This is a genomic window from Aggregicoccus sp. 17bor-14 (assembly GCF_009659535.1).
GTDB lineage: Bacteria > Myxococcota > Myxococcia > Myxococcales > Myxococcaceae > Aggregicoccus.
Window position 1 is genome coordinate 236,640 of sequence record NZ_VJZZ01000010.1, and the last position, 12,039, is coordinate 248,678.

Annotated in this window: 13 protein-coding genes and 1 pseudogene; 7 read left to right on the forward strand and 7 right to left on the reverse strand. The window is 73.2% G+C overall.

Going from position 1 to position 12,039, the window contains the following annotated elements; translation table 11 throughout:
- Positions 1-27: 27 nt before the first annotated feature.
- Both mltG and ruvX read right to left on the reverse strand, forming a co-directional pair.
- Complete coding sequence (gene mltG / locus FGE12_RS20045; RefSeq protein ID WP_194798093.1) at positions 28-1,083, reverse strand: endolytic transglycosylase MltG; 1,056 nt, start codon at positions 1,081-1,083, stop codon at positions 28-30.
- Position 1,084: 1 nt separating this feature from the next.
- Positions 1,085-1,540, reverse strand: coding sequence for a Holliday junction resolvase RuvX (gene ruvX, locus FGE12_RS20050; protein ID WP_153868128.1), 456 nt, complete (start codon positions 1,538-1,540; stop codon positions 1,085-1,087).
- A gap of 207 nt (positions 1,541-1,747) precedes the next feature.
- Between ruvX and FGE12_RS20055 the strand changes: the two genes are divergently transcribed.
- Together FGE12_RS20055 and FGE12_RS20060 are read left to right on the forward strand one after the other, a co-directional pair.
- Positions 1,748-3,166 carry a hypothetical protein gene (locus FGE12_RS20055; protein ID WP_153868129.1) on the forward strand — a complete coding sequence of 473 codons (1,419 nt, stop codon included), beginning with the start codon at positions 1,748-1,750 and terminating at the stop codon, positions 3,164-3,166.
- 41 nt (positions 3,167-3,207) lie between these two features.
- Entirely contained in the window at positions 3,208-3,699 is a 492-nt protein-coding gene (locus FGE12_RS20060; protein WP_153868179.1) for a tetratricopeptide repeat protein, read from the forward strand.
- A gap of 133 nt (positions 3,700-3,832) precedes the next feature.
- Here the strand turns inward: FGE12_RS20060 and FGE12_RS20065 are convergent, their stop codons facing one another.
- The 3 genes from FGE12_RS20065 to FGE12_RS20075 all read right to left on the reverse strand — a co-directional run bounded on the left by FGE12_RS20065 (position 3,833) and on the right by FGE12_RS20075 (position 7,224).
- On the reverse strand, positions 3,833-4,960 hold the full coding sequence (locus FGE12_RS20065; protein ID WP_153868130.1) for a tetratricopeptide repeat protein: 1,128 nt from the start codon (positions 4,958-4,960) through the stop codon (positions 3,833-3,835).
- Between the two features lie 234 nt (positions 4,961-5,194).
- Positions 5,195-6,313, reverse strand: coding sequence for an ArsA-related P-loop ATPase (locus tag FGE12_RS20070; RefSeq protein WP_153868131.1), 1,119 nt, complete (start codon positions 6,311-6,313; stop codon positions 5,195-5,197).
- A complete protein-coding gene (locus FGE12_RS20075; protein ID WP_153868132.1) occupies positions 6,310-7,224 on the reverse strand; it encodes an ArsA-related P-loop ATPase in 915 nt (304 codons plus the stop codon). Before FGE12_RS20075 ends, FGE12_RS20070 begins: the two co-directional genes overlap by 4 nt.
- Before the next feature lie 196 nt (positions 7,225-7,420).
- Here FGE12_RS20075 and FGE12_RS20080 point away from each other — a divergent pair, with 196 nt between their 5' ends.
- Both FGE12_RS20080 and FGE12_RS20085 read left to right on the forward strand, forming a co-directional pair.
- Positions 7,421-7,729, forward strand: coding sequence for a hypothetical protein (locus tag FGE12_RS20080; protein ID WP_153868133.1), 309 nt, complete (start codon positions 7,421-7,423; stop codon positions 7,727-7,729).
- A 44-nt stretch (positions 7,730-7,773) separates the two neighbouring features.
- Positions 7,774-8,568: a ParA family protein gene (locus FGE12_RS20085; RefSeq protein WP_153868134.1), complete on the forward strand. Its 795-nt coding sequence runs from the start codon at positions 7,774-7,776 to the stop codon at positions 8,566-8,568.
- 93 nt (positions 8,569-8,661) lie between these two features.
- Here FGE12_RS20085 and FGE12_RS20090 read toward each other — a convergent pair whose 3' ends face one another.
- Positions 8,662-9,303 (reverse strand): polyhydroxyalkanoate synthesis regulator DNA-binding domain-containing protein, encoded by a 642-nt coding sequence (locus FGE12_RS20090; protein WP_153868135.1) that lies wholly within the window; start codon positions 9,301-9,303, stop codon positions 8,662-8,664.
- 151 nt (positions 9,304-9,454) lie between these two features.
- On the opposite strand from FGE12_RS20090, the pseudogene FGE12_RS31005 reads away from it, so the two are divergent.
- From FGE12_RS31005 to FGE12_RS20100, 3 genes and pseudogenes are all read left to right on the forward strand, one after another.
- A pseudogene (locus FGE12_RS31005) lies at positions 9,455-9,553 on the forward strand (zinc-ribbon domain-containing protein); the annotation flags it as partial.
- A 9-nt stretch (positions 9,554-9,562) separates the two neighbouring features.
- A complete protein-coding gene (locus FGE12_RS20095) occupies positions 9,563-11,008 on the forward strand; it encodes a hypothetical protein (RefSeq protein WP_255449927.1) in 1,446 nt (481 codons plus the stop codon).
- Between the two features lie 26 nt (positions 11,009-11,034).
- Complete coding sequence (locus FGE12_RS20100) at positions 11,035-11,793, forward strand: hypothetical protein (RefSeq protein ID WP_153868137.1); 759 nt, start codon at positions 11,035-11,037, stop codon at positions 11,791-11,793.
- Here the strand turns inward: FGE12_RS20100 and FGE12_RS20105 are convergent.
- Positions 11,790-12,008, reverse strand: coding sequence for a twin-arginine translocase TatA/TatE family subunit (locus FGE12_RS20105; protein WP_153868138.1), 219 nt, complete (start codon positions 12,006-12,008; stop codon positions 11,790-11,792). The two genes, FGE12_RS20100 and FGE12_RS20105, sit on opposite strands and share 4 nt — an antisense overlap.
- Between the last annotated feature and the right edge of the window lie 31 nt (positions 12,009-12,039).

The window sequence follows — 12,039 nt, forward strand, 5'->3', positions numbered from 1 at the left end:
CGAGGGCGGGGCGCCGCCCGTGCCGCGCTACCCGCCGCGCTTCTTCTTGCGGAAGTACTCCACCTGCCACTGCTGCACGGCGGCCTGGTGGCACTCGTAGGTGGGGCAGAAGATGTGCGTGCCGTCGTTGCGGCTGACGAAGAAGAGGTCCTTGCAGTCCTGCAGCGGGTTGAGCGCCGCCTGCAGCGCCGCGGCGCCCGGGCTCGCGATGGGGCCGGGCGGCAGCCCCTTGGTGAGGTAGGTGTTGTACGGGTGCGGGGTGCGCAGGTCCTTCGCGGTGATGTTCTTCGAGTACACGCCGCGCAAGAGCCGCATCGCGTAGATGACCGTGGGGTCGGTGGCGAGCTGCATGCCCTGCTTCAGCCGGTTGTGGAACACGCAGCTGATGTGCGGCCGCTCCTGGGGCTGGCCCGTCTCCTTCTCGATGATGGAGGCGAGCGTCACCGTCTGCAGCAGGTCCAGGGTGACGCCCGCCTGCCGCTGCGCATCCGCCTTGCGGTACTCCTCGAGCGTGCGCTGCACCATCTTGGTCAGCACGCTCTCCGGCGTAGCGCTGCGGGTGAAGGTATAGGTGTCCGGGAAGAGGAAGCCCTCGATGGAGTCCGCCGGTACGCCCACCTTGTGAAGGAAGGCGGGGTCGGCGGCGAGCCGCTCGAGCTGGGCGCGGTCCAGCCCCAGCGGGGAGGCCGCCACGATGGGCAGAATCTCCTCGGCGCGCAGGCCCTCGGGCACGGTGAAGCGGTACACGCGCACGGTGCCGGTGCGGATGCGCTCGAGCGCCTCGGGCGGCGTGAGCGTCCCCTCGAAGTAGTACTCGCCCGCCTTGAGCTTGGGGCCCAGGTTCTCGCGGCGGATGTAGAGGTACGCGAGCTCCGCGTCGTTCACCACGCCCGCCTGGGCGAGCTGGGTGGCGAGCGCGCGGGGGCCCGTGCCCGGCGCCACGTTCACGATGGCGGGCGAGGCGAGGGTGACCGGCGTGCGGGCAAAGGCGTCGATGCGGCGCTCGCGGTTCCAGTACCAGGCGCCAGCGGCAACGCCGGCGACGAGCACCAGCGCGAGGAGGGCGAGCAGGACTCTCTTCACTTCAGTTCCCTTCGTCGTAGTCGTCGTAGTCCGACGGATCGTATGGAGGCTGGCGCGCATCGAGCCAGCCCTGCAGGATGAACTGCGCGGCCATCTGGTCGATGACCTCGCGCCGCTTCGCGCGCGACACGTCCGCCTCCAGCAGCGTGCGGGTGGCCGCGACCGTGGACAGGCGCTCGTCCCAGAACTCCACCGGAAGTCCCGTGGCCGCCGTCAGCTGGTCGGCGAACTTGCGGGACGCCTCGGCGCGCGGGCCCTCGCTGCCATCCATGTTGAGCGGCAGTCCCACCACGAAGCGCTCGGCCTCGTGCTCCTGCACGAGCGCCTTCAGGGCGGTGAGGTCGGCCTTCAGGTTGGTGCGGCGCACCGTGGTGACGCCCTGGGCGGTGAGCCCGAGTCCGTCCGACACGGCGACGCCGATGGTCTTGGTTCCCACGTCCAGCCCGAAGGTGCGCATCCCGGCCGGACTCTAGCCGCAATCTCCCACCCTGGACCGCGCCGTCCACCGTCGGGGACCGCTCTTGTGGGGGGACGTGGGCCAAGTGCGCTGAATCGTTGGCGCGAGCGGCAGGCAGGCGGACGGCACCGCCGCTGCACAGGGCCTCCCCCGCGACGCGCGGCCACGCAGCAGTCCCCACCCGGCCCTGCGCGCAGGAGAGTCACGATGAGCTTCCTGAGTGGCGCACTGCACATGCTGGACAGTCTCAACCCGGTGTCGAAGCTGCTGGACGCGGCGGGCGATGCGCTCGGGCTTCCGCCGGAGGTGAAGCACGCGCTCAAGATCGGCGCCGGCTTCGCCACGGGCAACGTGGTCATGATTGCCACGGGCGCAGCAGACGCGGCCGAGGACGCCGCGCGCCATATTCCTGCGAGGACGGAGTACTCCCCCGGGGGCTCGGGCGGGCAGCAGAGCTGCCCCGGCTATGCGCCCCCGGCGGGCGGGAGCCGAGCTCCGGTGGGCCCCGATCCGCAGGCGGGAAGGCTGGACCCCCGCGTGCTCGAGTACCGGGACGCGCTGCGCACGGTGTCCTCGAACTTCGAGCTCTTCGACGTCATCGACGGCAGCAACAACGACAAGTTCAGCTACCAGACCCTGGGGAAGGTCCGTGACAACGGCCAGGTTCCGGCGGACGTGCGGAAGGCGGCGGACTTCCTCCTCAGCCACCCCGAGTACCTGCGCCAGCTCGACACGGCGCACCGGGGCGGTAACCCCGACGGCACCATCAGCCGCAAGGACCTGGACCAGGCGCTGCGCAACGTGGACAAGGCCATCGCCGAGCACGGCGTGCGCGAGCCCTGTGATGCGCCCCCGCCCTGTGCGCCGCCGCCTCCGCCCTCGGGCGGCACGCCCTCGACGCCCCCGCCTCCGGGTGGAACCCCCTCCACGCCCTCGCCGGGAACGGGCGGCTCGGGCTCGCCGCTGGACCCCGAGATCCACGACTACCTCTCCGCGCTGCGCACCCTCGAGGCGAACTTCCCCACGATGGACGGTGCGGCGGGCAGCGTGAACGCGCGCCTCTCGCTCGAGGACCTGCGCAACATGGCGAGCGACCTGCGGCTCTCGCCCGAGCTGCGCAAGGCTGCGCAGTTCCTCTCCACGAATCCCGGCTACTTCGAGCGCCTGGATGGCGCAGGTGGCAGCGCGAACGACGACGCGGTCGACCTGCAGGGCGTGCGCTCGGAGATCGGCCAGGTGCAGGCGGACCTGCGCAAGTACGGCGCGCCGCCACGCTCCGGGAGCAGCAGCGGCTCCGGCGCCAGCAGCATCGGCGACATCGTGCGCGACCCGAGCATGAGCATCGAGGAGAAGGTCGAGGCGGTCCTCTCCTCGGTGCTGGACGGCATCGACTCGGAGATCTCCCGCACCATGGATGACCTGGCGGCTGCCCAGGACAAGGCCGCGCACATGAAGGACGGCGGCAACCAGGCCCAGGAGAGCGCGGACTCGGACGTGCAGAAGCTCAGCATGCGCCTGCAGAAGCTCGTGGAGAAGCGCAAGGCCATGTTCGACCTGATGAGCAACATGTCCCAGAAGTTCAACGAGATGGCGAACACGGCCATCTCCAACCTGGGGCGCGCGTGAGCCGCGCCCTCGACCCGGTCACCCCAGAGGCGGAGGACACCATGGACACGCAGAGCGAGATGGCAGCACGGCTGAGGGCGTACGCGCGCGGGGAGCTGACGTGGGCGCAGGTGGAGGGGATGACCTTCGAGGAGGCCAAGGCCATCGCCCAGGTGGGCTGCGAGCTGGCGGCCGCGGGACAGCTGGAGGAGGCGCGGGTGCTCTTCGAGGGGCTCGTCGAGGGCAACCCGCGCGACGCGGCCGCCCGCGCCGCCCTGGGCACCGTGTACCAGAAGCTGGGGCGCAGCCAGGAGGCGCTCGCGCAGTACGACGCGGCGCTCGCGCAGGAGCCCAAGAACCCGGTGGCGCTGGGCAACCGCGGTGAGCTGCGCCTCAAGCAGGGCAACCGCGAGGGCTTCCAGGACCTCGCCCACGCGGTGGAGGCGGACCCGGCGGGCCTCACGGCCGCCGGCCGCAGGGCCAAGGCGCTGGTGAAGGCGATCGCGCTGGGCGCCGTGGAGCGCTTCCACGCGCAGGGAGCCCCCAAGGCCTGAGGCGCACGAGTTCAAAGCAGTCGCCGTGCCGTCGGGGAGCGGCGCGGCGGTGGCCACTGGCGAGCGGGCCCCGAGGTGGGGTTGGTGTGGGATGGACGGGTTGGGGCCCGTTCGCCGGCGGCGTTTTTCTTCTCTACGGTTGGGGCGAGGTGGCAGCAGGGGAGGGCTGCGCCTCGGCATCCGCAAGCAGCAGCGCCTTCACCTTGCGCAGGCTCTCGCGGGTGCGCTCCACGAAGGGGTTCTCCGAGCCGATGCGCTCGGCGGCCTCGAGCGTGCGCTCGTAGATGCCGATGGCCTTGGTGAGCAGCACCCGCACGCGGCTGCGCACCTCCTGGCGGTAGGCCTCGGCCTGCTCGGCATCGAGCTCCGGAGGCACCGGCGTGTTCACCATCTGCGCATGGAGGTTCTCGTACATGCTGCCCACCTGCGCCCCGGAGGCCGTGGCCCACTGGCCGTTGCCCGCGCGGATGGAGCGCAGGTAGTGACCCTGCGCAGAGAGCAGCAGCTCGGCCTTGTGCTCCAGGTCCTTCGCGAGCCCGTCCGCGCCGTGCGAGGGGTCCAGCTTCGCCGCCTCGAAGTTGAGCCGGTAGATCTCCCCGAGGAAGAAGTGAGCCTGGGCGGGGTAGTAGCTGTCCACCTCGCCCGCATCCGAGACGCTGCCGTAGAGCGACAGCGCCTGGCGCAGCGTGCCCTCGGCGCGCTCGGCGTCGCCCGACTCGAGCTCGCACACGCCCTGCTGCACGCGCGCCTCGATGCGCCGGCCCGCGGGCAGGTCGTCGCGCGCAGCGAGCGCGCTCAGCACCCGGACGGCCTCGGGGTAGCGCTCGAGGTGGTACTCCGCCTCGGCGAGCCGGAACGAGGCCTCCAGCGCATCGCCCGTGCCATGGACCGGATCCGCGAGCTGCGCAAAGCGGGCCTGCGCGTCCGCCCAGCCCTCGGTGCGCTCGTAGGCGAGCCCCGACTGCAGCAGCGCATCGCGCCGGTGGGCGCTCTGGGGGAAGCGGTCGATGATGCGGTCGAAGACGCGCGCCGCGAGCGCGAAGTCGCCGGCGGCGAAAGCGGCCGTGCCCTTCGCATGGAGCTCCGCGTCGTTGAGCCCTTCCAGGCCGGGGTCTCCCACCACCTGCTCGGGCGGGTAGGCCACCTCCTGGCGCTGTGCGCGCGCGTCCGCCTCGTGCCCCGCGCGGCTCGCGCCGCTGCAGCCTGCGAGCCCCAGCGCAAGGCTGCCCACCAGCATCCATCCCCGACGAACCATCGCCATCCGTGTCCTCGCTCCGTATGGAGACCCTGCGGGTCCCCTGGGCCCTCGAGGGGCCCTGTGCTCCCGGGAGGACGCGCGAGCCTCGCGCGCCTCACCGGCTCTGGGTGCGGCAGCTTAACCCGCACTCCCCCCTGCAGCTTCCCTGGCTGCCCACCCGCCGTGCGGCAGCGCACGGCATGTGTGCCCCTCGCACGCTCCGTCGGGAAGGGGCTGCGGACAAGGGGCGCGCCGGGGCTAGGCGAGCTGTGCTTCTCCCAACAGGAAGCGCCCGGTGCGCCAGAGGGCGTCCACGTCGTGCACGTCCACGTCGAAGCGCGGCACCTGCACGAGCGGAGTGCCGGGGCAGGCCTGGGAGAGCTGCGCGATGCCGGCGGCGTCCTGCTCGGCCAGCACCTTCAGCTCCTCCAGCGTGCGCAGCACCTTGTCGCGCCGCGCGGGCACCAGCTCCTGGGCCTCGTCCCACAGCGCGGGCGGGGGCAGCGGGTGCACGCGGTTCACCACGATGGCGACGAGGTCCATGCGGTTCTGGCGCAGCAGCTTGTGGAAGTGGATGGCCTCGTCGAGCCGCTCGGCGGCCGGCGCCGTCACCAGCACGAAGCCCGTCTGCGGGGACTCGAGCAGCGAGCGCACGCCGCGCGCGCGCTCGCGGAAGCCCTCGTTCATGGAGGAGATGGCCAGCATGAACGCCGAGAGCTCCTGCAGCGTCTCGGTGCCGGTGAACCTGGCCAGCGTCTTCGCCACGTAGCTGCCGCCGAGGTTGAACAGCGAGAGCCCGAGCTTTCCCGCGGCCAGCGCCGGGGTGAGGAGCCACTTCGCCGCCTCGTTGTCCAGGAAGTCCAGGACGCGGTTGGGGGCATCGAGGAAGTCCAGCGCGTGCGCGGTGGGCGGGGTGTCCAGCACCACCAGCTCGAAGTCGCTGCCGCTGCGCAGCTCCCACAGCTTCTCCATCGCGATGTACTCCTGGCTGCCGGCGAGCGCGCCCGAGAGCGACTGGTAGAAGCGGTTGGAGAGGATGCGCTCGCGCTTGTCGGCCGGGGCAAACCGGGTGATGAGGTCGTCCCAGGTCTGCTTCATGTCCAGCATCATCGCGTAGAGCGCGGCGCGCGGCTGCAGCCCCGCGGCGCGCAGCGCGGACTCGGGGATGCGCGCCTGCGTGTTGCCCAGCGCCGAGACGCCGAGGCTGTTGGCCAGGCGCTTCGCCGGGTCGATGGTGCAGACGATCGCCGAGCGGCCGTCCACCGCGGCGCGCAGCGCGAGCGTGGCCGCCACGGTCGTCTTCCCCACGCCGCCCGAGCCCACGCAGATGAGCGTGCGCTTGTCGGCGAGCGGGCGCGCGAGGGGGCTCGCGCTCATGGCGTGCCCTGCACGAGCGCGGCGAGGCTCGCGGCCACCTGCTCGGTGGCCTCGCGCCCGAAGGTGGGCAGGAAGAGGCGGGGCACGGGGTGCACGGGCACGTGCAGGTTGCGCTCGAGCTTCATCTCCGCGAGCACCGTGCGCGCGGCCCGGTCGTGGTGCGCCTGCGCGAGCGCGAGCAGCTCCGGGTGGCCGGCGAGCGCGCTCAGGTCGTCCTCGCTGAAGCGCTCGGGGAAGGCCATGTTCAGCACCGCCGCCTCGGTGCGCACGCGCACGCGGTCGCGCAGCGCGGCGTGCAGCTCCAGCGTCTCGTTCACCGGCATCTCCTCGGGCAGGCTCACCAGCACCGCGGCGGTGGTGCGCGGGTCCACGAGCAGGTCGCGCATCTTCAGCGCCTCCTTGGACATGGGGCCCGGGGGCACCGTCTCGAGCAGCACCTGGGGCACGCGCAGGAAGGAGATGGCGTGGCCGGTGGCCGGCGCGTCCATCACCACCGTCTCGTACTTGTAGCGCCCGTCCGGCAGCTTCTCCTGCAGGTGGAAGAGGATCTTCCCCAGCAGCACCAGCTCCTGCAGCGAGGGGATGAAGCGCAGGAAGTAGCGCACCAGCCGGTTCTCGAACACCGTGCGGTACAGCGCCTCGAAGCGCAGCACCATCAGCGCGTACTCGCGCATGGACTCCTGGGGCCTGCAGTTCACCGCCCACAGGTTCTTCTCGAGCAGCCGCACCTCGGGGCCCACGGGCTTGTGCCCCAGCAGCCCGCTCACGCGCTCCTGGGTGTTCACCTCGCAGACGAGCGTGCGGCGCCCCGCCTGCGCGGACGCGAGCGCCAGCGCCGCCGCGACGGTGCTCTTGCCCACCCCGCCCTTGCCGGAGACCACCCACAGGCGTTTGTCGAGAAGGCCGGGCATGCGTGCGCGCGAACCGTAAGGATGGCCCCCGGGGGTGTCAACGCGCGTTTCCCCCCGGGCCGCGCGCTCCGGGCGCCGCTTGACACGACGCGTTGCCCCTCCCACAGTGCGCGCGGTTTTCCGGATGGAGGCGCGCAGACGCGGGCCTCCCGCACTGGCGCCGCACCCGCGTGCGCGCGCCCCGAGAAGAGAGTCCATGCTCAAGAACAACCCTGTGATGAAGAAGCTGGTGGAGACCGGCGAGGAGCGGGTGGGCAAGCTCGCGCAGCAGCTGCTCTCCAACGAGAAGTTCGTGGCCACGGTGCAGACCCTGGTGAGCCGCTCGCTCTCCGCGAAGGGCTCGCTGGACAGCGCGCTGCGCTCGGCGCTGGGCGCGATGAACCTGCCCTCCACCGCGGACGTGGAGCAGCTGCGCGCGAAGGTGGACGACCTGGAGCGCCTGCTCAGCTCGATCGAGGCGAAGCTGGACGAGAAGCTCGGCGCCGCGGCCGGCGCGAAGAAGTAGGGCCGGCGCAGAGCGCGGGCGCCCGGGCGCCCACAGGAGGGGTGATGCGGCGCATCGCGTTCATCAACGAGAAGGGCGGCACGGGCAAGACCACCCTCGCCGTGAACACCGCCGCCTGGCTCGCGCAGCAGCGCAGGCTGCGCGTGCTGCTCGTGGACCTGGACACCCAGGGCCACGCGGGCAAGTCGCTGGGGCTGGACGTGCGCTCGCTGCGCCCCAACGTGTTCCACCTGCTCACCGGGGAGGCGCGCTTCGAAGAGGTGGTGCGCCCCTCGCAGGTGCCCGGGCTGGACGTCATCCCGGCCTACAAGGAGATGGCCGAGTTCCCGGTGGCGGTGGCGGCGGACCCCGCGCGCGCGCGCCGGCTCGACGGGGCGCTCGCGCCCGCGCAGGCGGCCGGCTACGACGCGGTGGTCTTCGACGCGCCGCCCTCCCTCGGGCTCACCACGCGCAACATCCTCGTCGCCTCCACCGAGGTGGTGGTGCCGGTGGCGCTCACCTACTTCGCGCTCGACGGCTGCGCCGAGGTGGCCGCCACGGTGCGCGAGGTGGCCGAGGCCGAGGGGCGCCCGGAGCTGCGGGTGACGAAGGTGGTGCCCACGCTGTACCGCAAGACGGCGCTCGCGGGCGCCATCCTCGAGCGGCTCGGGGCCTACTTCCCGGACGCGCTCGCCCGCACGCCGCTGGGCTACAACGTGAAGGTGGACGAGGCCCAGAGCCACGGCCAGACCATCTGGCAGTACGCGCCCACGAGCCGCGGCGCGCAGATGCTCGGCGAGATCGCCGCCGAGATCTACGGCCCTGCGGCGGGCCGGAAGCGCGGCGCGAAGGTCGCGTAGGCGAGGGGCGCGCAGGCGGCCCGCGCTCGCGTGCACGCTTTCCCGGGCGAGCTGCCGCAGACGCTCGCGGCACGCGGCGCCCGGGAGGAGGCGTTACGAACCCTTGCGGCTCTTCTCGAGCTCCTCGAGCTTGCGCTCGAGCTGCTCGAGGCGCTGGGTGAGCCCCTGCATGTCGCGGCCGAGCGCGGGCAGGTTGCCCGTGAGGTTGTCCACCACGTGCTTCACGCGCTCGTCGATGCGCCGCTGCCAGTCCTCGAGTGCGCGCTGGCTCGCCTTGAGCAGCTCCGCGGGGCCGCCGGGGCCTGCGGCCGCGGCGTCCTCCTTCGCGGCGGGGGACGGGGCGGCGCCCGGCTCGTCGCGGCGCAGCAGCTTGTCCAGGCGGCTCTCGGCCTCCTCGCGGATGGAGGCCACGCGCGGGGTGACCTCCTTCTGGATGAAGCCGGTGAGGCTCTCGCCGGGGCGGCGGATGATCTCGCGCAGCACCGCGAGCGGCATCTGGTTCTGCTTCTTCTCCTCCTCGAAGATGATCTGCGCGAGGGTGACCGAGGTGAGGTCCTCCTTGGTGCGGTTGTCCACGATCTGGACCTCCACACCCTCCTTGATCATCCCGGCGATCTCGTCGAGCGTGACGTACCGGCTCTCCACGGTGTCGTAGAGCTTGCGGTTCGTGTAGCGCTTGATGACCTTGGGCTCCCGGGCTGCGGGGGCACCACCGGACTGTTCGAGCTCGCTCATGACTCTCTCCGCCGAATCCGTGCTGGAAGTATGCTCTGGGAACGGCGCTCTCGCGTCGCTGTAGCAGAGGGGGGGTAGGGGAGCAAGCAGCCCGGGAGCGGTTCGCTCCCTGCCGCTGGCCCGCCTATACTCGCCGCCCGGCCAGGGCCCCATGATCGTCCAGTGTGAGCAGTGCCAGACGCGGTTCCGAATCCCCGACGAGAAGGTGACCGACAAGGGGGTCAAGGTCCGCTGCACGCGGTGCCAGCACACCTTCCGGGTGGCGCGCCCCCTCGCGGACGCCCCGGCGGCCAGCCTGGCGAGCGCCGCGCCTGAACGCCCGGCCGACACCTTCGAGGAGCCCACCCGCGTGGCCACCCTCTCCCACGAGGAGCTGGCGAAGCTGGGGCTCCTCTCGCCCGCGCCCGGCGCCGGGCAGGCCGCTGCGCCTGGGGTGGCCCGCGCCGTGGCGCCGCCGCCCCCTGCCGCGCGGCCACCGCCCGTGGCACCGTCCTCCCTCCCGCCTCCCGCCGTGCGGCCCCTCGCACCGGCCCGCTCCGCGGCGCCGCCGGGCGTGGAGCTCGGCGAGCTCGACTTCGACGCCCCGCTGCACGCCGCCGGTGCAGCGTCGCCGCCTCCACGCGCTGCAGCCCCGCAGGCCTCCGTGGCAGCGCCGCCCCCGCCGGCGGCGCGCCCCGCGCCCCCGGAGGGCGGGCGGACGGCGGTCGACGAGGGGCTTCGCCGTGCTGCGAGCGGGACAGCGCCGGCCCCGGCGGCGGCCGTGGCCCTGAGCGCCTCGCAGCTACCTGCCGCGGCGCCCCCGGCCCGGTCGGGCCTGGACAGCGCGGACCTGTTCGGCGGCTTCGGGGACCTCGACCTCGCGGGTGAGCCCGCAGCGCCCGCGGCGGGACACACGCCGGGACAGTCCCTGCTCGGCGACCTCGATGCGCCCGAGGAGCGGGCGTCCACCCCGTCCGCCGCGGACCTGGAGAACGCGCGCGCGCTCTTCGACCTGCCGCGCCGCGAGGTCATCCCGCCGCTGCCCCCGCCGCCCGCGGCCCAGGCGCCGCTCGAGCTCGAGCTCGCGCTGCCTCCTGCGCGCATGGCCCCTGCGCAGGCTCCGGGCGCGGAGCGGGCCCGCTCGGCGGGCGGACCGGAGGAGGCGGCGGACCGCGCGCGCTTCCAGCCGCTGCGCTTCACCGGGACGGTGCTCGGGCTCGCGGGCAACCTCGCGCTCGCGCTGCTCCTGGTGCTCGCCCTGGCTGCGGTGGGGCGTGCGTCGCTTCGCGAGGGTCGGCTCGCGCTCGGAGCGCTCGCTCCGGGGCGGCTGGGCGAGCTGCTCGCGCCTTCCTCCGGGCCGCTCGCGCTGCACGACGTGGGCAACGGCCTCTACGACACCCGCGACGGCCGCGCCGTCTTCTACGTGCGCGGTGAGGTGGAGAACCGCGGCGGGGCGCCGGCGCGGGTGCGCGTGCGCGCGGCGCTCTACGACGGCGACCAGCGGGTGAAGAGTGCCGAGGGGCTCGCCGGACAGGAGCCCGGACCCGAGGCGCTCTACGCCCTCACCAGCGCGGACGACGCGATGGCGCTGCGCATCCGGCTGGATGCGGCCGCACGGGTGCTCGCCCCGGGCGAGCGCGCGCCCTTCACCGTGGTCTTCTTCGAATACCCGCCCCAGCTCGGCGACTACCGGCTGGAGCTCACCCCCGAGCCCGTCGCGCCCTGAGCCCTCCGGGCCAGGCCCCCCTCCCGATGTCCACGCTCGAAGAGGCGAAGAACCTGGCACGCCGGCTCCACGCCTACGGGGGAGGCCCCGAGGTGGTGCGCAAGGCCGCCGCGCGTGAGCTCGCGCGCCGCCCTCCGGACGAGGCGGTGCAGCTGGTGCACGCCCTGCAGCTGCTCGCGCGCGAGGGCTGGGAGCCGGCCACCTGCGTGCTGGGGGCCGCGATGGCGGCGCTGGGCCAGGAGACCGAGAGCCTCCCCGCGCCCGAGGTGCTGGAGCAGAGCGCGGGGGCGCAGGCGCTGCCCGAGGTGACGGTGCTCTTCACCCGGGCTCCGGCGCGCCAGGAGCTGGACCCGCGCGCCGCGGCGAAGGCGGACGCGCGGCTCTTCAGCATGCCGCTCGGCCACCTCAAGCAGCAGGCGCGCCTCACCCGCGACCCGGACGAGCTGGCGCGCCTGGCCACCGCGAGCAACGCGGCCGTGGTGCGCAACGCGCTGATCAACCCGCGCCTCACCGAGGCCCTGGTGGTGCGCATGGCGGCGCGCCGCCCCGCGCGTCCCGAGCCGCTGGTGGAGATCTGGAAGAGCAGCCGCTGGAGCACCCGCCACGCGGTGCGCCGCGCGCTGGTGTTCAACCCCTACCTGCCGCCCGAGGTGGGCGCGAAGATCGTCCCGCTGCTCAACGCCTCGGACCTGGAGGAGCTCGTCGCGGACAACAGCCTGCACGCGGCCCTGCGCGAGCAGGCGCGGCTGCTGCTCGCGCACGCGAGAGCCGGCGGCGCGCGCTAGCGGCGGCGCGGCTCGGTGAACTCGGCGTCCGAGGGCTCCTGGTGCTGGCGCGAGGGCAGGCGCTTGGCGTCCACCAGGTCCTGGCCCTGGCTCGCGCGCTTGAACGAGTAGACGAACTTGCCCACGGCGTTGCCCAGCTGGCCCATCCGCGCCGCGGAGAAGACCACCATCAGGATGAAGCCGATCACGATGATTTCGCCGAGGCCCAGGCCCATGCGGCGCACAGTGCCCCAGCGCCCCGCGGCT